Source organism: Mesorhizobium sp. M0001 (genome assembly GCF_040324255.1).
GTDB lineage: Bacteria > Pseudomonadota > Alphaproteobacteria > Rhizobiales > Rhizobiaceae > Mesorhizobium.
On record NZ_JAMYVS010000009.1, the window covers coordinates 212,692 to 232,241 of the forward strand.

The following is a 19,550-nucleotide window of genomic DNA, read 5'->3' on the forward strand; positions in this document are numbered from 1 at the left end:
GATTGTCTTACAAGCAGGTGACCTTAGGTTCGCATACGCCGCCCTATGATCGATGGTCCCATGCCGACTGACCAGCAAGCCACAATGCATCTTGCCGTTTCGCCCAACATTGCTTGCGGGCAGCCGCTCGGGTTTAGCGATCTGGCCGGCTTTGCCAAGCAAGCGGAAGCGGCGGGGCTGGACATGATTGTCCTCGATGATTCCGCGCCGAACAGCGCCGGGTCGAGTTCTTTCGAAGCGACGACCTTGCTGGCGGCGCTGGCGACGATGACAAGTCGGATCGGCCTTGTCGCTGCAGCCTCGACGGTCGCTCACCAGCCGTACAATCTGGCGCGCCGTTTTGCTTCGCTCGACATCATCAGCCATGGCCGCGCCGGCTGGCACGCGACCATGGCGCAGGCGCCAGGGGAAGCCGCCAATTTCAGCCGGCCGGATGGATTTTCCGACGATGTGTTCCGCCGCCGCACGCAGGAATACATCGGCATCGTTCAGCGCCTGTGGCAGGGCTGGGATGCCGACGCGCTGCTGTTCGACAAGATCGGCGGCCGCTTCCACGATCCCGAAAAAATGCACCTGCTCGACCACAAGGGCGAATTTTTCTCCGTGCGCGGGCCGCTGAACGTCGCGCGCTCGCCGCAGGATACGCCGGTGCTGGTGCTGTCCGGCCTGTCCGAGGCCGACCTGGATATGGCCGCCCGCACCGCCGATGTCGTCCTGCTGGACAGACCCACAAAGGACCCCAAGGCGCGCCATGACGATCTCAAGCGCCGCGTTGTGGCCTGCGGACGCGATCCGGGTGCGGTCAAGCTGCTGCTGAACGTTGGCGCAGATGTCGCTGCCAACGCGCTCGAAACATGGTTCAGCTCGCAAAGCTGCGACGGGTTCAACATCGCAATACCGCCTGCGGCGATTGACGGTTTCATCGGCCGCGTGCTGCCGGAATTGCAGCGCCGCGGCCTCATCCGCCCGGATTATCCCGGCACCACCTTGCGCTCTCATCTCAGACTTGCCGGAGGAGCGCAATGACCCGCCAGATGAAGCTTGGCGCCTTCCTGTGGGCGACGGGCCACCACATCGCCGCCTGGCGTCACCCCAAGGCGCATGTCACGGCAGGCATCGACATCGATCATTACATCCAGCTGGCGCGCACGGCGGAAGCGGCGAAGTTCGACATGGTGTTCTGCGAGGACGCCGCCGGTCTGCGCGAAGCCAATGTCGGCATCGCCAGCCAGACCTCACGCTCGATCGGCTTCGAGCCGATCAGCCTGCTGTCCGCGCTCGCCGTGCAGACCAGCCGCATCGGCCTCGTTTCGACGGCGTCGACCAGCTACAACGAGCCCTACGGCCTGGCGCGCACCTTTCTGTCGCTCGATCATCTGAGTGGTGGCCGGACTGGCTGGAACCTGGTGACGTCGGCCAGCCCCATCGAAGCCGCCAATTTCGGCGCGACGGGCCTGAAACCGCATGCCGACCGCTACGAGCGGGCGCGCGAATTCGCCGAGGTGGTATCAGGACTTTGGCAAGGCAGTGGCTTTCACGGTCACAACGGCCAGAGCTTTTCGGTGCGCGACCCGCTCGACCTGCCGCGCTCGCCGCAGGGCGCGCCGGTGATGGTGCAGGCCGGCGCCTCGGATGTCGGCCGCGACCTTGCCGCCCGCACCGCCGACGTCGTGTTCACGGCGGCGCAGACCCTCGAGGAAGCCAAGGGCTTTTACGACAACCTCAAGGGCCGTATGGCTGCCTATGGGCGGGAACCCGACGACATCAAGATCATGCCCGGCGTCTCCCCGGTGGTGGCAGATACCGAGGCCGAAGCGCGGGAGAAACAGGAGGAATTCCAGGCGCTGATCCCCGACGATGTCGGCGTGGCGCTACTGTCCAGCTATCTCAGCATCTCCGATCTCGGGAGCTATCCGATCGACGGACCGATGCCCGAGCTGCCGGAGACCGAGGGAATGAAAAGCCGCCAGGCGCTGGTCATCGAACAATCGCGCCGCGACGGCCTGTCGATCCGCCAGCTTGCGCGCCATTTCGCCGGCGCACGTGGCCATTGGCGTATCGTCGGCACGCCGGCGCAGATCGCTGACGAATTGCAGGCGCGGTTCGAGGGCGGCGGCGCGGACGGCTTCAACGTCATGCCGTCATACTTCCCCGGCGAGCTCGATGCCTTTGCCACGCTGGTGGTGCCGGAACTGCAGCGGCGCGGACTATTCCGTCGGGAATACGAAGGCAGCACCTTGCGAGATCATCTTGGCCTGAAGCGGTCGGATAAAAAAGATTAGCCGGCTACCTCTTGGCCTTGCCGCGCCTGCTGGCTTACCGCCGGTGCCGCGCCGTGCGCGACCAGCGCCGTCATGATCTCGGCCGCGGCCAGCGCAGCTATGACCGGTGGGCGCTTGTCCTTGACCGCATCGCCGCCGATCGGCGAGACGAGGCGGGCGAACTCAGCCTCCGTGCCCTCAGCCGATTTCAGGAACCAGTTCCTGAACGTCGCTCTCTTGGTTTTCGAGCCGATCATGCCGACATAGGCCGCGTCGTCGCGCTTCAGCGCTTCGGCGACGATGAGGAAATCCAGCGCATGGTCGTGGGTGAGGATGGCGAAGGCGGTGCCGGCGGGGGCGTTTCGCACCTCGGCCTCGGGCATCGGCGTCAGCCGCGTCTCGACGGTTTCCGGCATGCCTTCCAGCGCTTCGGCCCGCGTCTCGATGACGACACCACGCACGGGAAGAAGTGCAACAGTCGAGGCCAGCGCCCGGCCGACATGGCCGCCGCCGAAGATATAGACATGCGGCAGGTGGGCTTCCTCGGCTTCTGCGGCCGCGATCAGCTCGGCAGTAAGCGCGGCATCGACGACACGGATCAAGACTTCGACGCGCCCGCCGCAGCACTGGCCGATCTCGGGGCCTAGCGGCACGTCAAGCGTGGCGCAGACTTCGTCGAAGCCGATGCGGGCTTCTTTACCCTCCCCCTTGTGGGGAGGGTCGGTGAGCGGACGCCGTGTGGCGGCGTCAGCGAAACGGGGTGGCTTGGCACGATCGTCCGCACCCCCACCCCGGCCGGCTTCGCCGGTCGACCCTCCCCACAAGGGGGAGGGTGAAGACCCCACCATCTGCCTCGCCTTGTCGATCGCGATGTACTCGAGCTGACCGCCGCCGATCGTGCCAAAAGTCGCCGCCTGCGAGACGAGCATGAAGGCGCCCTTCTCGCGGGGGGTCGAGCCCTTGGTACTGGCCACTTCGACCAAGGCAAACCGGTCGGCGCTGGCGAGAAAAGCTCTGAGGCTTTGCACTTTCGACTTCATATTTCGCATTCCCGTACGGGAAATATAGGGTTTTTCAGTCTGAATTGCACGTTTTGCCAGAATCCAGGTCAGAGTCAGGCGCTATTCTTGGCTTCACCCTTCAGCCGTTCGATCGCCATCAGCACCCGTTCTGGTGTTGCAGGAGCGTCGAGACGCGGACAGACCTTATGATCGGCCACACTTGCCACCGCGTCCGACAGCGCATGCAGCACAGACATGCCGAGCGGGAAGGGCGGTTCGCCGACCGCCTTGGAACGGTGCACCGTCGGCTCGTTGGCCTCCGGCCAGTCGGCCAGCGTGACGTTGAATATCTTCGGCCGGTCGGACGCGAGCGGGATCTTGTAGGTCGACGGCGCGTGCGTGCGCAGCCGGCCCTTGTCGTCCCACCACAGTTCCTCCGTCGTCAGCCAGCCCATACCCTGGATGAAGCCGCCCTCGATCTGGCCGAGATCGATGGCGCGGTTCAGCGAGCGGCCGGTGTCATGCAATATGTCGGTGCGCTCGACGACATATTCGCCGGTCAACGTGTCGACCGAGACTTCCGAGCACGAGGCGCCATAGGCGAAATAATAGAACGGACGGCCCTCGCCCTTGTCACGGTTCCAGTGGATTTTCGGCGTCTTGTAAAAACCCGCCGCCGACAGTTGGATGCGGGCCATATAGGCCTGCTTGACGAGGTCGGTGAAGGCGATCTCCTGATTGCCGATGCGCACCCGGTTGGGCAGGAAAAGCACCTGCTCGCGCGGCACCTGGTATTTTTCGGCGGCGAAGTCGGTCAGCCGTTCCTTGATCTGGCGGGCGCCGTTCTGCGCCGCCATGCCGTTGAGGTCGGTGCCGGACGACGCCGCGGTGGCCGAAGTGTTGGGCACCTTGCCGGTGGTCGTCGCGGTGATCTTGACCTGGTCGAGGTCGATCTGGAACTCTTCCGCCACCACCTGCGCCACCTTGACGTAGAGGCCTTGCCCCATCTCGGTGCCGCCGTGATTCAGATGCACCGAACCGTCGGTGTAGACATGCACCAGCGCGCCGGCCTGGTTGTAGTGGGTGGCTGTGAAAGAGATGCCGAATTTGACCGGCGTCAGCGCCAGGCCGCGCTTGATGAAGCGGCTGTTGGCGTTGAAGGCCTGGATGATGCGGCGGCGCCCCGCATAGTCGGCGCTCGCCTCCAGCTCGGCGACGATGCGGTGGATGATGTTGTCCTCGACCGTCTGGTGATACGGGGTGACGTTGCGGCCCCCGTCTTTATCACCACTGGTGCCATAAAAATTCTGCTTGCGGATTTCGAGCGGGTCCTTGCCGACGGCAAAGGCAACCTCGTCGATGACGCGTTCGGCGCCGACCATGCCTTGCGGGCCGCCGAAGCCGCGAAACGCCGTGTTCGACACGGTGTTGGTGTAAAGCGGCGCCGATTGCGCATGCACCGCCGGCCAGAAATAGGTGTTGTCGCAATGGAACAGCGCGCGGTCGGTGACCGGGCCGGACAGGTCCGATGAAAAGCCGCAACGCGCCGCGAACATGAAGTCGACGCCAAGAATGTTGCCGGCGTCGTCGAAACCTACTTCGTAGTCGACGAGGAAGTCATGGCGCTTGCCGGTGGCAATCATGTCGTCGTCACGGTCGGGCCGGATCTTGACCGCGCGATGGTGTTTCTTGGCGGCGATCGCAGCCAATGCCGCAAACTGGTTGCCTTGCGTCTCCTTCCCGCCGAAGCCGCCACCCATGCGGCGGATTTCCACTGTGATGGCGTTGCTCGGCACGCCCAGCGCATGGCTGACCATATGCTGGACTTCGCTCGGATGCTGGGTCGAGGAATAGATGGTGACGTCCTGGTCTTCGCCGGGGATGGCCACGGCGATATGGCCTTCGAGATAGAAATGCTCCTGGCCGCCGATGCGCATCTTGCCCTTCAGCCGGCGCGGCGCCGCCTTGATCGCGGCAGCGGCATCGCCACGCTTCAGCGTGAGCGGCGGCGTGACCAGCTTGTCCTTGCGGGGGTCGAGGTCGCCAATGTCGGTGACGAAAGGCAATGGACTGTATTCGACCTTGGCCAGCCGGGTGGCGCGGCGCGCCTGTTCGCGCGTCTTGGCAATAACGCAGAAGATCGGCTGACCATAAAACTGCACCTTGTCGTCGGCCAGCACCGGCTCGTCGTGGCGGCCGGTCGGCGAGATGTCATTTTCGCCCGGAACGTCCTTGGCCGTCAGCACATCGACGACGCCCGGCGCCGCGCGCACCGCCGACAGATCCATTTTGCTGATCGTCGCATGCGTCGCCGTGGACAGGCCGAGGCAGCCATGCAGCATGCCCGCCGGTTCCGGCATATCGTCGATATAGACCGCGCTGCCGCTGACATGCTTGTGCGCGGAATCGTGGCGCTGGTCGGCGGCGACGCCACCGGAAATCTTCTGCGCCTTGAGATCTGGAGAGGCGTGCTTGTTCATCAGGCCGCCTCGTTGCGCGACACCTGGAACGGCGCCTTGCTGCCGCTGGTTTCGGCAAAAAAGCGCAGCAGCAGGTTCCTGGCCGCCAGCGCCCGGTATTCGGCCGATGCCCGCATATCGGTCAGCGGGGTGAAATCGCCGGCATATTCAGCCATGGCCGCTTCCACCGTCGTCTCCGTCCACGGCTTGCCGAGCAGCGCTTTTTCGACACCGAAAGCCCGCTTCGGGGTGGCCGCCATGCCGCCATAGGCGATGCATATATCGGCCACGGTTCCGTCCTTGGCCAAGTCGAGGAAAAAGGCGCCAAGGGCTGCGGTGATGTCCTCGTCGCGGCGCTTGGTGATCTTGTAGACGGCAAACTTCGTGCCCTTGGCCGGCACGGGAACGTGCACGGCCTCGACGAATTCGCCTGGCTGCCGGTCCTGCTTGCCATAGGCGATGAAGAAATCCTCGAGCGCGATGGTGCGCCGCTTCTTGCCGCGGCGCAGCGTCAGTTGCGCACCAAGCGCGATCAGGGGCGGCGGCGTGTCGCCGATCGGCGAGCCATTGGCGATGTTGCCGCCGATGGTGCCCATGTTTCGTACCTGTTCGCCGCCGATGCGGTCGAACAATGGCCCGAGCGCGGGGATGCGCTTGGCCAGTGTCGCGAAGGCGTCGGTGTAGGTGACGCCGGCGCCGATGGTGATGACGTCATTGTCTTCGGAGATCGCGCACAGCCCCTCGAGATTGCCGATGAAGACTACCGGTGAGATGTCGCGCATGTGCTTGGTGACCCACAGGCCGACGTCGGTCGAGCCGGCGACAACAGTGGCGCCGGGCTCCTTGTCCAGTACAGCGGCGAAATCGTCGACGTCACCCGGCACAACCAGCCGCTGCTTGCCGGCGCCGATTTCGACGCGGGCACCGTCATGCATAGCCTCGAGCCTGGCGGTGATCGCCTTGCGCTCGGCCGCCAGCGGATCCTTCGCCGCATTGCCGTAGCTGGAGATGGCACGCGCGGCGCGCATGATTGCCTCATAGCCGGTGCAGCGGCAAAGATTGCCTTGCAAGGCCTTTTCGATCGCGGCATTCGACGGGTCCGGCGACTTCATCCACAGGCCGTAGAGCGACATGACGAAGCCCGGCGTGCAGAAGCCGCATTGCGAACCGTGGAAATCGACCATCGCCTGCTGCACCGGATGCAATTGGCCAGGCGCGCCGCGCAGATGCTCGACGGTGACGACATGGGTGCCGTCGAGCGAGCCCAGGAAGCGGATGCAGGCATTGACGCTTTCATAAACCAGCTTGCCGGCGGACAATTTTCCGACCAGCACCGTGCAGGCGCCGCAATCGCCCTCGGCGCAGCCTTCCTTGGTGCCGCGCAGCGAGCGGTCGAGCCGCAACCAGTCGAGCAAGGTCGCGTCGGGCGCCACCGACGACAGCGCGACATCCCTGCCATTGAGGATGAAGCGGATCTCGTTGCGTATGGTGATCTTGGCCATGCGTCAGCTCCCCCTGTAGGTCGAGTAGCCATAAGGAGAGATAAGCAACGGCACGTGATAATGCACGGATTCCGCCATGCCGAAGCGGATCGGCACACTGTCGAGGAAGGCCGGTTCCGGCAGTTTGGTGCCCTGGCCGCGTAGATAGTCACCGGCGGCGAACACCAGTTCGTATTCTCCAAGGCGGAATTCCGCTCCTGCCAGCAGCGGCGCATCGCAGCGGCCGTCGGCATTTGTGACGACGGTCTTCAAATGTATCCGCGCGTCGCTCTCAAGATGATAAAGCGCGATCGACAGGCCCGCCGCCGGCTTGCCGGTCGCGGTGTCGAGCACATGCGTCGTCAGACGTCCGCCATCGGCTTTCGACGTTTCTGCCACTGGCGCCTCCCATTTCCGATACAGCCGAACAAAGCAGTGAATTGTGCGCCAATTAAAGGCGATGCATAAGTCCCGGTCGAGCGGAGTGGCACAAAAACACTTTCAAAAATTTCGGGGGAATGCGCGAGCAACCCTTTCGACTATCCTGATCATAACTTCCGGCAGCGTCCGGCGGGGAGGGGCAATGCGTTACTCTAGAGACATGCGCGGCTACGGAGCCAATCCGCCGGATCCGAAATGGCCGGGCGGTGCGCATGTGGCCGTCCAATTCGTCGTCAACTACGAGGAAGGCGGCGAGAACTGCGTGCTGCACGGCGACAAGGCCTCGGAAGCCTTCCTGTCGGAAATCGTCGGCGCCGCGCCCTGGGTCGGCCAGCGCCACTGGAACATGGAATCGATCTACGAATATGGCGCGCGGGCAGGCTTCTGGCGGCTGCTGCGCCTGTTCAGCGAGGCGCAAGTGCCGGTGACCTGCTACGGGGTCGCCTCAGCATTAGCCCGGTCGCCCGACCAGGTGGCGGCGATGCAGGAGGCCGGCTGGGAAATGGCCTCGCACGGCCTGAAATGGATCGACTACCGCGACCACAGCGCCGAGGACGAGCGCCGCGACCTCGAAGCGGCGATCAAGCTGCACTACGAGGTGACGGGCCAACGGCCGACCGGCTGGTACACCGGCCGCACCTCGGTCAATACGGTGCGGTTGCTGGCCGAAGAGGGCGGCTTCGACTATGTGTCGGACACTTATGATGACGAACTGCCCTACTGGTTCGAGCACAGCGGCGGCGCGCAACTCGTCATCCCCTACACGCTCGATGCCAACGACATGCGTTTCGCCACGCCGCAGGGATTCAATTCCGGCGACCAGTTCTTCGCCTATTTGAAGGACAGTTTCGACACGCTCTATGCCGAGGGCAAAGCGGGCCGGCCGCGGATGATGAATATCGGCCTGCATTGCCGCCTCGTCGGACGTCCCGGGCGGGTGGCGGCGCTGAAGCGCTTCGTCGACTATGTCAGATCGCACGACAAGGTCTGGCTGGCACGGCGCATCGATATCGCCAGGCACTGGCAGGAAAACCACCCCTACCAGCCGGCGGCGCTCAAGCCGTCGAAGATGGCGTTCGAGACCTTCGTCGACACTTTCGGCGGCGTGTTCGAACATTCGCCCTGGATCGCCGAACGTGCCTATGAGCTGGAGCTTGGGCCGGCGCATGACAGCGCCGGCGGCCTGCACAATGCGCTCTGCCGCGTCTTCCGCGCCGCCAGCGAAACCGAGCGGATCGGCGTCCTCAACGCCCATCCCGATCTCGCTGGCAAACTGGCCAAAGCGAGACGCCTCACTGCGGAATCCACACGCGAGCAGGCCTCCGCCGGCCTCGACGCGCTGACCGACAAGGAGCGCGAGCTGTTTTCCAAGCTCAACGCCGCCTACGTCACCACCTTCGGCTTTCCCTTCATCATCGCGGTGCGGGGCAAGACCAAGGAGGAGATCCTCGCCGAGTTCGAGGCGCGCATCGGCAACAGCCGTGGCGTAGAACTCGATACCGCCTGCAAACAGGTCGAGCGTATCGCGCTGCTCCGCCTGAAAGACATGCTCCCGCTCTAATGAAATGACTGAGGGGTCAGGACCCAATGGATATGATCAAGACTGACCAGAAAACCTATTATGCACCGCATGGCGGCCATCCCGGCCAAAATGAGCTTTTGACCGGCCGCGCCGTCTTCACCGAGGCCTATGCCGTCATACCGAAGGGAGTGATGCAGGACATCGTCACCAGCCCACTGCCGTTCTGGGACGAGACCAGGGCCTGGATCATCGCCAGGCCGCTTTCGGGTTTCGCCGAGACATTTTCGCAGTACATCGTCGAGGTCCTGCCCGGCGGCGGCAGCGACCGGCCCGAGCCGGACGCCGGCGCCGAGGGCGTGCTGTTCGTGGTTGAGGGCGAGTTGACCGTTTCGCTGGCCGGCAAGAAGCACGTGCTGCAAGCCGGCGGTTTTGCCTTCCTGCCGCCGGACAGCGGCTGGACGGTGCGCAACGAAGGTCGCGACGCCGTGCGCTTCCACTGGATCAGGAAGGCCTATGAGGCCGTCGACGGCATCGACGCGCCGGAAGTCCTGTTCAGCAGTGACCAGCAAATGGCGCCGACGCCGATGCCCGGCACCGAGGGTCGCTGGGCGACGACCCGTTTCGTCGATCCAGCCGACATGCGCCACGACATGCACGTCACCATCGTTACGCTCGAGCCTGGCGCCGTCATCCCATTTGCCGAGACGCATGTCATGGAGCACGGGCTCTATGTCTTGGAAGGCAAGGCGGTCTACCGCCTCAACCAGGACTGGGTCGAGGTCGAGGCCGGCGACTTCATGTGGCTGCGCGCCTTCTGCCCGCAGGCCTGCTACGCGGGCGGCCCAGGCAAATTCCGCTATCTCCTTTACAAGGACGTCAACCGGCACGCCAAGCTCGGCGGGGCGGGCATTGGCGGTCGCGCGCGGTGACCCGCATCACAGCGCGGCCGCTGACCCGCGAAAGCTTTGCCGGCTTCGGCGATGTCATCGACATGGGCGGCGGCAATCACTACCCGATCAATGGCGGCAAGACCGAGCGCTACCAGAATCTCGCCACCGCTGAAGCCGCGGGACCGAATGCCCGCGTGCTGATCTCGATGGCGCGCGGCACGCCTTACGACCTGCCGCTGAGGCTGACCATGGTCGAGCGCCATCCCTTAGGCAGCCAGGCGTTCATCCCGCTGTCACCGCGGCCTTTCCTGGTCGTCGTCTGCCATGACGGCAAGGACGGTCCGCGCGAGCCGCATGCCTTCATCACCGCACCGGGGCAAGGCGTCAACTATCCGCGCAATCTCTGGCACGGCGTGCTGACACCACTCGGTGAAGCGCAGGATTTCGTCATCGTCGACCGCGGCGGTGACGGCTCCAACCTCGAAGAGTTCCATTTCTCGCACCCCTACGAAATCCATCTCCCCAACGAGACCTGAGAAATGACCGACATATCGCTGATCGACCGCCTGCTCGATGTCATCGAGCACGACATCGTGCCGAAAACGGCAGAGGGCGTGGCCCATGGGAACAAGCTGTTCGGCGCCGCCATCCTGCGGAAGGGCGACCGCTCGCTGGTGCTGGCCGAAACCAACAACGAGATGGAAAATCCGCTCTGGCATGGCGAGGTGCACTGCCTGAAGCGTTTCTATGAAATGCCGAAAGCCGAGCGCGTCGACACCAAGGACGCCATCTTCATCGCCACGCATGAGCCCTGCTCGCTCTGCCTGTCGGCGATCACCTGGACCGGCTTCGACAATTTCTACTACCTCTTCAGCCACGAGGATTCACGCGACAGCTTTGCGATCCCGCACGATCTGAAAATCCTGAAAGAGGTCTTCACTCTTGATCCCGGCGGCTACAATGCCGAGAACGCTTATTGGAAGAGTTTTTCCATTCGCAGGCTGGTGCGGACGCTGCCCGAGGCCGAGCGCGGCCGGCTTGAGGCAAGGATCGGCAATATTTCCACCCGCTACGACGCGCTTTCCGGCGTCTATCAGGACAGCAAGGCCGAAAACGAGATTCCGCTGAACTGAGGTCGTGAAGCAGGCTGCGGCCAGGTCGCATTTTTCACTGCTCCAGTCGCGAATGGCGATTGAAAGTCTTGGCATAGCGGGGCGTTATGAGCCCCGCATGAAAACCATCACCGAATTTCCCCGCAAGGTCGTCGAATTCCCCGATATGGGCATCGTCATGCCGGATGGTTGCCGGCTGTCGGCGCGGGTTTGGATGCCGGAGGACGCCAGCAGCGATCCGGTGCCGGCGATCCTCGAGCACCTGCCCTACCGCAAGCGCGACGGCACCATCTTTCGCGATCAACTGACGCATCCCTATTTTGCCGGCCACGGCTACGCCTCGATCCGCGTCGACATGCGCGGCAATGGCGATTCCGAAGGCCTGATGGACGACGAATATTCCGAGCAGGAATTGCAGGACGCCTGCGATGTGATTGCCTGGGCGGCAGCACAGCCCTGGTCCAACGGCAGTGTCGGTATGATGGGCATTTCCTGGGGCGGCTTCAACTGCCTGCAGGTGGCGGCCAAGCAGCCGCCGGCGCTGAAGGCGGTGATCAGCCTGTGCTCGACCGTCGACCGCTACGCCGACGACATCCACTACAAGGGCGGCTGCCTTTTGACGGAAAATTTCGGCTGGGCCTCGACCATGTTGTCCTATTCGTCGCGACCGCCGGATCCGCTGATTGCGGGCGACAACCGCTGGCGCGACCTCTGGCTGACGCGGCTGGAGAACCAGACTTTCCTTCTGCCGCTCTGGCTCAGCCATCAGCATCGCGACGCCTATTGGAAACGCGGTTCGATCTGCGAGGATTTCTCCGCCGTCAAAGCCGCCGTGCTGTCGATCGGCGGCTGGCATGACGGTTATCGCAACACGATCTCGCACCTGGTCACCAACATCCAGGCTCCGGTGAAGGGCATTGTCGGGCCATGGATCCACAAATATCCGCATTATGCCCGGCCAACGCCCGCCATCGGATTCCTGCAGGAGGCGTTGCGCTGGTGGCACCGCTGGCTGAAAGGCGTCGACACCGGTGTCGAGGCCGACCCGGACTATCGCGCCTATGTGATGGACAGCGTGCGTCCGGCGCGCTGGCACCCCGAGCGGCCGGGCCGCTGGGTGGCCGAACAGAAATGGCCGTCGCCCAACATCAAGACGCGCAAGATCGAAATCATTGCTGACGGCGCCAGGCCGGCGATCATTGCGACCCCGCAAAGCTGCGGGCTCGCCGGCGGCGAGTATTTTCCGTTCACCTTCGGCCCGGAGCTGCCGGGCGATCAGCGTCCGGACGATGCACTATCGGTCTGCTTTGATCAGCCTGTGCTCGCCGAAGCCATCGACATTGTCGGTGCGCCGGAGCTTCTGGTCCGGATATCGTCCGATCGCCCGCAGGCGAACATCGCGGTTCGACTGTGCGACGTGCACCCCGACGGCGCCTCGGAACTGATCTCCTACGGCGTGCTCAACCTGACGCATCGCGCTTCGCACGAACAGCCGCAAGCGCTGGTGCCGGGCGAAACGGTTTCGGCGCGCGTTATTCTCGACCAGTGCGCCTACCGCGTGCCGGCCGGACACCGCCTGCGCATCGCTGTTTCCAACGCTTACTGGCCGATGATCTGGCCGTCGCCGGAGCCGGTGCGGCTCGACCTTTCAGCGGCGACGCTGAGGCTGCCGCTGCGCCCGCTCGCAAAAAGCGACGAGACTTCATTCCAGTCTCCCGAAGGCGCAACACCCTGGGCAACCGCGACAGTTCGTGCAGCGAATTCCGAGCGTCACGTCGATCGCGATGAGAAGACCGGCATCGTCACGCTCTCGATCACGGATGATTTCGGCGAAGTGCGCGATCTCGCGCATGGACTGGCCAATGGCAGCATTGCCCGCGAGAGCTGGACGATCCATCCCTACGACCCGCTGTCTGCCTCGGGCCGGACGCACTGGACGCAGACCTTGTCGCGAAACGGATGGTCCGTGCGCACCGAGACATCGGCTGAAATGCGCAGCGACGCGCAAAACTTCGTCGTCAGCGCCAGAATCGAAGCCTATGAGGGCGAAACGCTGGTTTTCGAACGCGATTTCGAAGAGACGATCCCGCGCGACCTGCTCTGAGCGTCCACCCGACTGGTCCAGTTGCGACGCACGATTTACGCCACGGCATGTCGCATTCCGTCTTGCTTACGGCTTTGCCTTCCGGTCAATATCCCTGTGGTAACAACAAGCAAAAAACGACCATAAGGTCGAACCAACAGAGTGAGGAACTCAAATGTCCAACGAACTCGAATATCTGAGCCGGCGCGTTGCGTCCGGCAAGCTGAACCGTCGTGATTTCCTCGGCCGCGCCGCAGCACTCGGCGTCACAGCGCCCTTCGCCAATATGCTGCTTTCCAGTGCGGCTCGCGCAGAAGGCCCGGTCAAGGGCGGCACGCTGAAGGCCGGCCTCGTAGGCGGCGAATCCACGAACAGCCTGGACCCGGCTTTGTTCATGACGCAAGTGCCGTTCGCCTTTGGCAAGATGTGGGGCGAGCTGATCGTCGAGCTGTCCCCGGAAGGCAAACTCGAGAACCGCATCGCCGAAGAGATCGGCTCGTCGGACGACGCCAAGGTGTGGACGCTGAAAATCCGCGACGGCGTCGAATTCCACAACGGCAAGACGGTGACCGCTGAGGATGTGGCGGCAACCCTCGAGCGCCATTCCGATGAAAAATCGAAGTCCGGCGCGCTGGGCTACATGAAAGGCATCGACAGCATCAAGGCCAGTGGCAAGGAAGTCGTCCTGACGCTGAAGGAGGCCAACGCCGACCTTCCCTATCTCCTCAGCGACTACCACCTCATTGTCCAGCCCAACGGCGGCAAGGACAAGGCGGATGCCGGCATCTCGGCAGGACCCTACAAGGTCACTACCAACGAGCCCGGCGTGCGCCATGGCGGCGAGCGCTTCGCCAATTACTGGCAGGCCGACAAGATGGGCCATGCCGACCAGATCGAGATCATCGTCATCAACGACGCGACCGCGCGCACGGCCGCCCTGCAGGGCGGCCAGGTCAACATGATCAACCGCGTCGAGCCGAAGATCGTCGACCTGATCAAGCGTGTACCGGGCGTCACCATCCGCAACCATGCCGGCCCCGGCCACTATGTCTTCATCATGCATTGCAACACCGCGCCCTTCGACAACAGCGACCTGCGCATGGCGCTGAAGCTCGCGATCGACCGTGAGGAGATGCTGAACAAGGTGCTGCGCGGCTACGGCTCGCTCGGCAACGACTTCCCGATCAATTCGTCCTATCCGCTGTTTTCCGAGATCGAGCAGCGCAAATATGATCCCGACAAGGCCAAGTTCCACTACAAGAAGTCGGGCCATGACGGCACCGTGCTGCTGCGCACCTCCGACGTCGCTTTCCCGGGCGCGGTCGACGCCTCGCAGCTCTTCCAGCAGAGCGCGGCCAAGGCCGGCATCAAGATCGAGCTCAAGCGCGAGCCCGGCGACGGCTACTGGAACGAGGTCTGGAACAAGCAGCCCTTCTGCGCCTCCTATTGGGGCGGCCGCTCGACCCAGGACCAGATGTACTCGACCGCCTATCTGTCGACCGCCGACTGGAACGACACCCGTTTCAAGCGTCCGGACTTCGACAAGCTGGTGCTGGCCGCACGCGCCGAACTCGACGAGACCAAGCGCAAGCAGATGTACCACGACATGGCCGTGCTGGTGCGCGACGAGGGCGGCCTGATCCTGCCGATGTTCAATCAGTTCATCGATGCGACAGGCGCCAAGGTCGGCGGCTGGGTAGACGATCCGCATCAGGAGCTGATGAACGGCTACGCGCTGGCGAAGTGCTGGCTCGAAGCCTGAGCCCGGCTTTGCGGATATGTCCTCACCCGTCGTGAAACTTGTGGCCCAGCGCGTTGCGCTGGGCATCGTCCTCTTGCTGGCCGTTTCGGTCCTGATCTTCGCCGGCACCCAGATCCTGCCCGGCGACGTCGCGCAAGCCATTCTCGGACAGTCGGCGACGCCGGAATCGCTCGCCAATCTGCGCGAGCAGCTCGGCCTGAATCAGCCGGCTTACATCAGGTATTTCCATTGGCTAGGCGGTGTGCTCACCGGCGATCTTGGCACGGCGATGTCGAGCGGCCAGGATATTGCCACGTCGATCAAGGGGCGGCTGTGGAACACGCTGTTCCTCGCCTTCTGGGCTGCGATCGTGGCCGTGCCGCTGGCCATCATCCTCGGCCTGATCGCCGTGCGTTACCGCAATGGCTGGGTCGACAAGCTGATCTCCGGCCTGGCGCTCGCCTCGACATCTTTCCCGGAATTCTTCATCGGCTATGTGCTCGTCTATTTCTTTGCCGTGAAGTATCAATGGTTCCCGGCCATTTCCACGGTCTATGACGGCATGCCGTTCGGTGAGCGCATGCAGGCGATCGCGCTGCCGGCCACCGCGCTGACGCTGGTTGTGCTGGCGCATATGATGCGCATGACCCGCGCGGCCATCCTCAACGTCATGCAGTCGGCCTATGTCGAGACGGCGGAACTGAAAGGCCTGTCGGCCTTCAATGTCATCCGCAAGCATGCTTTCCCCAATGCCATAGCGCCGATCATCAACGTGGTCATGCTCAACCTCGCCTACCTCATCGTCGGCGTCGTCGTGGTCGAGGTGATCTTCGTCTATCCCGGCATGGGACAATATCTGGTCGACCACGTCACCAAGCGCGACGTGCCGGTGGTGCAGGCGGTCGGCCTGGTCTTCGCCGCCGTTTATATCAGCCTGAACATCATTGCGGACATCGGGGCGATTGTCGCCAATCCGCGCCTCAGACATCCGAAATAGGCGGCGGGCATGCTCGACATCAAACGCATCCCCATCCCCGCGCTGATCGGCATCGTGCTGACGGCTGTGTTCGTGCTGGCGGCAGTTTTCGCACCGTTGATCGCACCGTACGGCAATGCCGAAATCGTCGGCGATGTCTGGGAACCGATGACGGCGGCACATTTGCTGGGCACCGACAATCTCGGTCGCGATCTTCTGTCGCGCATGATCTACGGCGCTCGCATCACGCTGTTCATTGCGGTGCTGGCCACCGCGCTGTCATTCTCGCTCGGCGCCATCCTCGGCTTTTCGGCGGCGGTGTTCGGCGGCTGGTTCGACACGCTGCTGTCGCGCCTTGTCGATCTGCTGATGTCGATCCCGACCTTGATCATGGCGCTCGTCGTGCTTTCGGTGCTGCCGACCAACCTGGTGACGCTGATCCTGGTGATGGGCGTCCTCGACTCGACCCGCGTCTACCGGCTGTCGCGCGCGGTGGCCGTCGACATCAACGTCATGGATTATGTCGAGGCCGCCAAGCTGCGGGGCGAAGGCAGCGGCTGGATCATCTTCCGCGAGATCCTGCCCAACGCGCTTTCGCCGCTGGTCTCGGAACTTGGCCTGCGCTTCATCTACGCGGTGCTGTTCTTGTCGACGCTGTCCTTTCTCGGGCTTGGCGTGCAACCGCCGGATGCCGATTGGGGCGGCATGGTCAAGGAGAACAAGGACGGCATCGTCTTCGGTATCGGGGCGGCACTCATTCCCGCCGCGGCGATCGCGGCACTGGCGATTTCGGTCAATCTGGTCGCCGACTGGGTGCTCAACCGCACGACAAGCCTGAAGGGAGGACGCGGGTGATGGCTGACACAAAAGCAAAGCCCGGCCTGCTGCTCGATATCCGCAATCTGCGCATCGAAGCGACAGTGTTTCCGCCCGGCGAGGCGCCGAAGAACATCGTTTTGGTCCACGATGTCTCGCTGACGCTGGAAAAGGGCAAGGTGCTCGGCCTGATCGGCGAGTCCGGCGCCGGCAAGTCGACCATCGGCCTGTCGTCGATGGGCTATGGCCGTGGCGGCGTGCGCATCACCGGCGGAGAGGTGCTGCTCAACGGCCGCGATATTCTCAAGGGCGGCAAGGAAGGTTTCCGCAAATTGCGCGGCCGCGAGGTCTGCTATGTCGCGCAGTCGGCGGCCGCCGCCTTCAACCCGGCGCACAAGCTGATGGACCAGGTGGTGGAAGCAACGCTGCTGCACGGCACGGCGACACGCGCCGAGGCCGAGAAACGTGCCGTGGCGTTGTTCAAGAAGCTCAGCCTGCCGAACCCCGAAATCATCGGCGAACGCTTCCCGCACCAGGTCTCAGGCGGCCAGTTGCAGCGCGTGATGACGGCTATGGCGCTGTGTTCGGAACCTGACCTGATCGTCTTCGACGAGCCGACCACGGCGCTCGACGTGACGACGCAGATCGACGTGCTGGCGGCGATCAAGGACGCCATCCGCGACACCCATGTCGCTGCGCTCTACATTACCCACGATCTTGCCGTCGTCGCCCAGGTCTCGGACGAGATCATGGTGCTGCGCCATGGCAGGCTGGTCGAATGGGGCGGCACTCGCCAGATCATCAAGGAGCCGCGCCAGGAATACACCAATGCGCTGGTCTCGGTGCATGAGATCGAGCATGCCGAGCAGAAGCCCGGCGCCGCGCCGTTCCTGTCGGTCAAGAACGTCACCGCCGCTTACGGCGGCAGCCACGTCAAGGTGCTGAAGAACGTCTCGGTCGACATCTATCCGGGACAGACGCTGGCGGTCGTCGGTGAATCCGGCTCTGGCAAGTCGACGCTGGCGCGCGCTATCACCGGGCTGTTGCCGCCCGGGGAAGGCACCGTCACCTTCGATGGCAGGCCGCTCGCCAACCGGCTTGCCGACCGGCCGAAGGAGGATCTGCGCCAGTTGCAGATGATCTATCAGATGGCCGACGTGGCGATGAACCCGCGCCAGACCGTCGGCACCATCATCGGCCGGCCGCTGGAATTCTACTTCGGCATACGCGGCCGCGAGCGCGACAAGCGCGTCGCCGAACTGCTCGACGAGATCGAGATGGGCAAGGGCTTTCTCGATCGTTATCCGGCCGAACTCTCCGGAGGCCAGAAACAGCGCGTCTGTATCGCCCGCTCGCTCGCCGCCAAGCCCAAGCTGATCATCTGCGACGAGGTGACATCGGCGCTCGACCCGCTGGTGGCCAACGGCATTCTCAAGCTGCTGCTCAACCTGCAGCAGCACGAGAAGGTCGCCTACCTCTTCATCACCCACGATCTGGCGACGGTGAAGTCGATCGCCGATTCGATCGCGGTGATGTACCGCGGCGAGGTGGTGCGCTACGGCGCCAAGAGCAAGGTGCTGACGCCGCCCTTCGACGCCTATACCGACCTGCTGCTGTCGTCCGTTCCCGAGATGGAGATCGGCTGGCTGGAAAAGGCGATCAAGGGACGGCGCATGGCGAGCGCGGGGAATTAGTAGGGAATTCGCGGCCTTTGTCGCGAAAACTTCTTTCAACGGCAAAAGCTTTCCGGAGCCGCCCATGGCGCTCAAGACCAAACTGCTGCTCATCATTCTCGATGGCGTGCCCTACCGGAACTGGCGCCGGCTGATGGGCAATCTCGAAGGCTGGGTGCAATCGGGCGAGGCGCAGGTGTGGAAGATGCGCTCGGTGCTGCCGTCTACTTCGGCCTGCTGCTATGCTTCGATTCACACCGGGGTTTCGCCTCAGGAGCACGGCATCCTGTCCAACGAAAACCGGTTTCTCGTCAACAAGCCGGATATTTTCTCCGAAGTCAGCAAGGCCGGCGGCAAGACCGGCGCGGTGACGCACTCCTACTGGTCCGAATTCTTCCGCTCCTATCCGTTCGACCTGATCGAGGACATGGAGTTCGACGAGCCCAACGGACCCATCACGCATGGTCGCTTCCACACCATGACCGGCTATAATGCCCGTAACCAGATGACGCCGAGCGATGTCGACCTGTTTGCGACACTGACCCAGCTGACCCGGCGCCACGCCATCGACTACGGGATCCTGCACACCTGCACGCTGGATTCGATGGGCCATCGCTTCGGCCATGACTGCCACGAAATGGACCATGCCTGCTATGCGATGGACGGCATGCTGGCAGCCTTCCTGCCGGGCTGGCGGCAAGCCGGTTACGAGGTGATCGTAACCGCCGACCACGGCCAGACAGACCGCGGCCACCATGGCGGCCGTGACGATGAAATGCAGGATTTCGCGCTGTATTATTTCGGAGCCGGCAAAGGGCCGGATCCGGACACGCTGCTTGATCAGCTGCAACTGGCGCCGACGGTGCTGAAGCGGCTGGGTGTGCCGGTGCCGGAGACCATGAAGGCTAAGCCGTTTTTGGGGTGACGGAGGTCGTCGCTGAGCCGCCGTTCGCTACCCCCTCTCCCCGTCACTATACGGGGAGAGGGTAAGGGTGTCCGAACCGGATAGATAGGTAACAGAATGGACCGATAGCATGGGTGACAGTTTTCTTGTCCGCCGGAGGACCGGCGATGGTTTGGCGAGAGACTGGCAT

The 19,550-nt window shown here is 63.5% G+C and carries 16 protein-coding genes; 12 read left to right on the forward strand and 4 right to left on the reverse strand.

The features are described 5' to 3' along the window. The first annotated feature begins 84 nt into the window (after positions 1-84). Together NKK50_RS23745 and NKK50_RS23750 are read left to right on the forward strand one after the other, a co-directional pair. Positions 85-1,026, forward strand: a complete 942-nt coding sequence (locus NKK50_RS23745) for an LLM class flavin-dependent oxidoreductase (protein ID WP_023834808.1) — start codon at positions 85-87, stop codon at positions 1,024-1,026. Further along, complete coding sequence (locus NKK50_RS23750; protein ID WP_352543923.1) at positions 1,023-2,282, forward strand: LLM class flavin-dependent oxidoreductase; 1,260 nt, start codon at positions 1,023-1,025, stop codon at positions 2,280-2,282. The genes NKK50_RS23745 and NKK50_RS23750 overlap by 4 nt, the downstream gene beginning before the upstream one ends. On the opposite strand, the gene xdhC is transcribed toward NKK50_RS23750, so the two are convergent. The 4 genes from xdhC to uraH form a co-directional block, all read right to left on the reverse strand. Further along, a complete protein-coding gene (xdhC, locus tag NKK50_RS23755; protein WP_352543924.1) occupies positions 2,279-3,301 on the reverse strand; it encodes a xanthine dehydrogenase accessory protein XdhC in 1,023 nt (340 codons plus the stop codon). The genes NKK50_RS23750 and xdhC overlap by 4 nt on opposite strands. A gap of 74 nt (positions 3,302-3,375) precedes the next feature. After that, positions 3,376-5,742 (reverse strand): xanthine dehydrogenase molybdopterin binding subunit, encoded by a 2,367-nt coding sequence (gene xdhB, locus NKK50_RS23760; protein WP_023742580.1) that lies wholly within the window; start codon positions 5,740-5,742, stop codon positions 3,376-3,378. Beyond that, positions 5,742-7,223 carry a xanthine dehydrogenase small subunit gene (xdhA, locus tag NKK50_RS23765; protein WP_352543925.1) on the reverse strand — a complete coding sequence of 494 codons (1,482 nt, stop codon included), beginning with the start codon at positions 7,221-7,223 and terminating at the stop codon, positions 5,742-5,744. The genes xdhB and xdhA overlap by 1 nt, the downstream gene beginning before the upstream one ends. A 3-nt stretch (positions 7,224-7,226) precedes the next feature. Further along, positions 7,227-7,601, reverse strand: a complete 375-nt coding sequence (uraH, locus tag NKK50_RS23770; RefSeq protein WP_023694734.1) for a hydroxyisourate hydrolase — start codon at positions 7,599-7,601, stop codon at positions 7,227-7,229. A 184-nt stretch (positions 7,602-7,785) separates the two neighbouring features. Here uraH and puuE point away from each other — a divergent pair, with 184 nt between their 5' ends. From puuE to NKK50_RS23820, 10 genes are all read left to right on the forward strand, one after another. Then, a complete protein-coding gene (puuE, locus tag NKK50_RS23775; RefSeq protein WP_352543926.1) occupies positions 7,786-9,204 on the forward strand; it encodes an allantoinase PuuE in 1,419 nt (472 codons plus the stop codon). Positions 9,205-9,236: 32 nt separating this feature from the next. Continuing rightward, positions 9,237-10,094, forward strand: coding sequence for a bifunctional allantoicase/(S)-ureidoglycine aminohydrolase (locus NKK50_RS23780; RefSeq protein WP_460221618.1), 858 nt, complete (start codon positions 9,237-9,239; stop codon positions 10,092-10,094). Next, positions 10,091-10,591 carry an ureidoglycolate lyase gene (locus tag NKK50_RS23785; protein ID WP_352543927.1) on the forward strand — a complete coding sequence of 167 codons (501 nt, stop codon included), beginning with the start codon at positions 10,091-10,093 and terminating at the stop codon, positions 10,589-10,591. Before NKK50_RS23780 ends, NKK50_RS23785 begins: the two co-directional genes overlap by 4 nt. Before the next feature lie 3 nt (positions 10,592-10,594). Further along, entirely contained in the window at positions 10,595-11,188 is a 594-nt protein-coding gene (locus NKK50_RS23790; protein ID WP_352543928.1) for a nucleoside deaminase, read from the forward strand. 97 nt (positions 11,189-11,285) lie between these two features. Beyond that, positions 11,286-13,271 (forward strand): CocE/NonD family hydrolase, encoded by a 1,986-nt coding sequence (locus tag NKK50_RS23795; RefSeq protein ID WP_352543929.1) that lies wholly within the window; start codon positions 11,286-11,288, stop codon positions 13,269-13,271. A gap of 154 nt (positions 13,272-13,425) precedes the next feature. Further along, the gene (locus tag NKK50_RS23800; RefSeq protein ID WP_352543930.1) at positions 13,426-15,012 is read left to right on the forward strand and encodes an ABC transporter substrate-binding protein; all 1,587 of its coding nucleotides are present in this window, start codon (positions 13,426-13,428) and stop codon (positions 15,010-15,012) included. A 16-nt stretch (positions 15,013-15,028) separates the two neighbouring features. Further along, entirely contained in the window at positions 15,029-15,988 is a 960-nt protein-coding gene (locus NKK50_RS23805) for an ABC transporter permease (protein WP_023671388.1), read from the forward strand. A gap of 9 nt (positions 15,989-15,997) precedes the next feature. Further along, positions 15,998-16,822 (forward strand): ABC transporter permease, encoded by an 825-nt coding sequence (locus NKK50_RS23810; protein ID WP_023746352.1) that lies wholly within the window; start codon positions 15,998-16,000, stop codon positions 16,820-16,822. Beyond that, on the forward strand, positions 16,822-18,477 hold the full coding sequence (locus NKK50_RS23815; protein WP_023683485.1) for an ABC transporter ATP-binding protein: 1,656 nt from the start codon (positions 16,822-16,824) through the stop codon (positions 18,475-18,477). Before NKK50_RS23810 ends, NKK50_RS23815 begins: the two co-directional genes overlap by 1 nt. A 64-nt stretch (positions 18,478-18,541) precedes the next feature. After that, positions 18,542-19,381: an alkaline phosphatase family protein gene (locus tag NKK50_RS23820; RefSeq protein WP_023746353.1), complete on the forward strand. Its 840-nt coding sequence runs from the start codon at positions 18,542-18,544 to the stop codon at positions 19,379-19,381. Positions 19,382-19,550 lie beyond the last annotated feature (169 nt).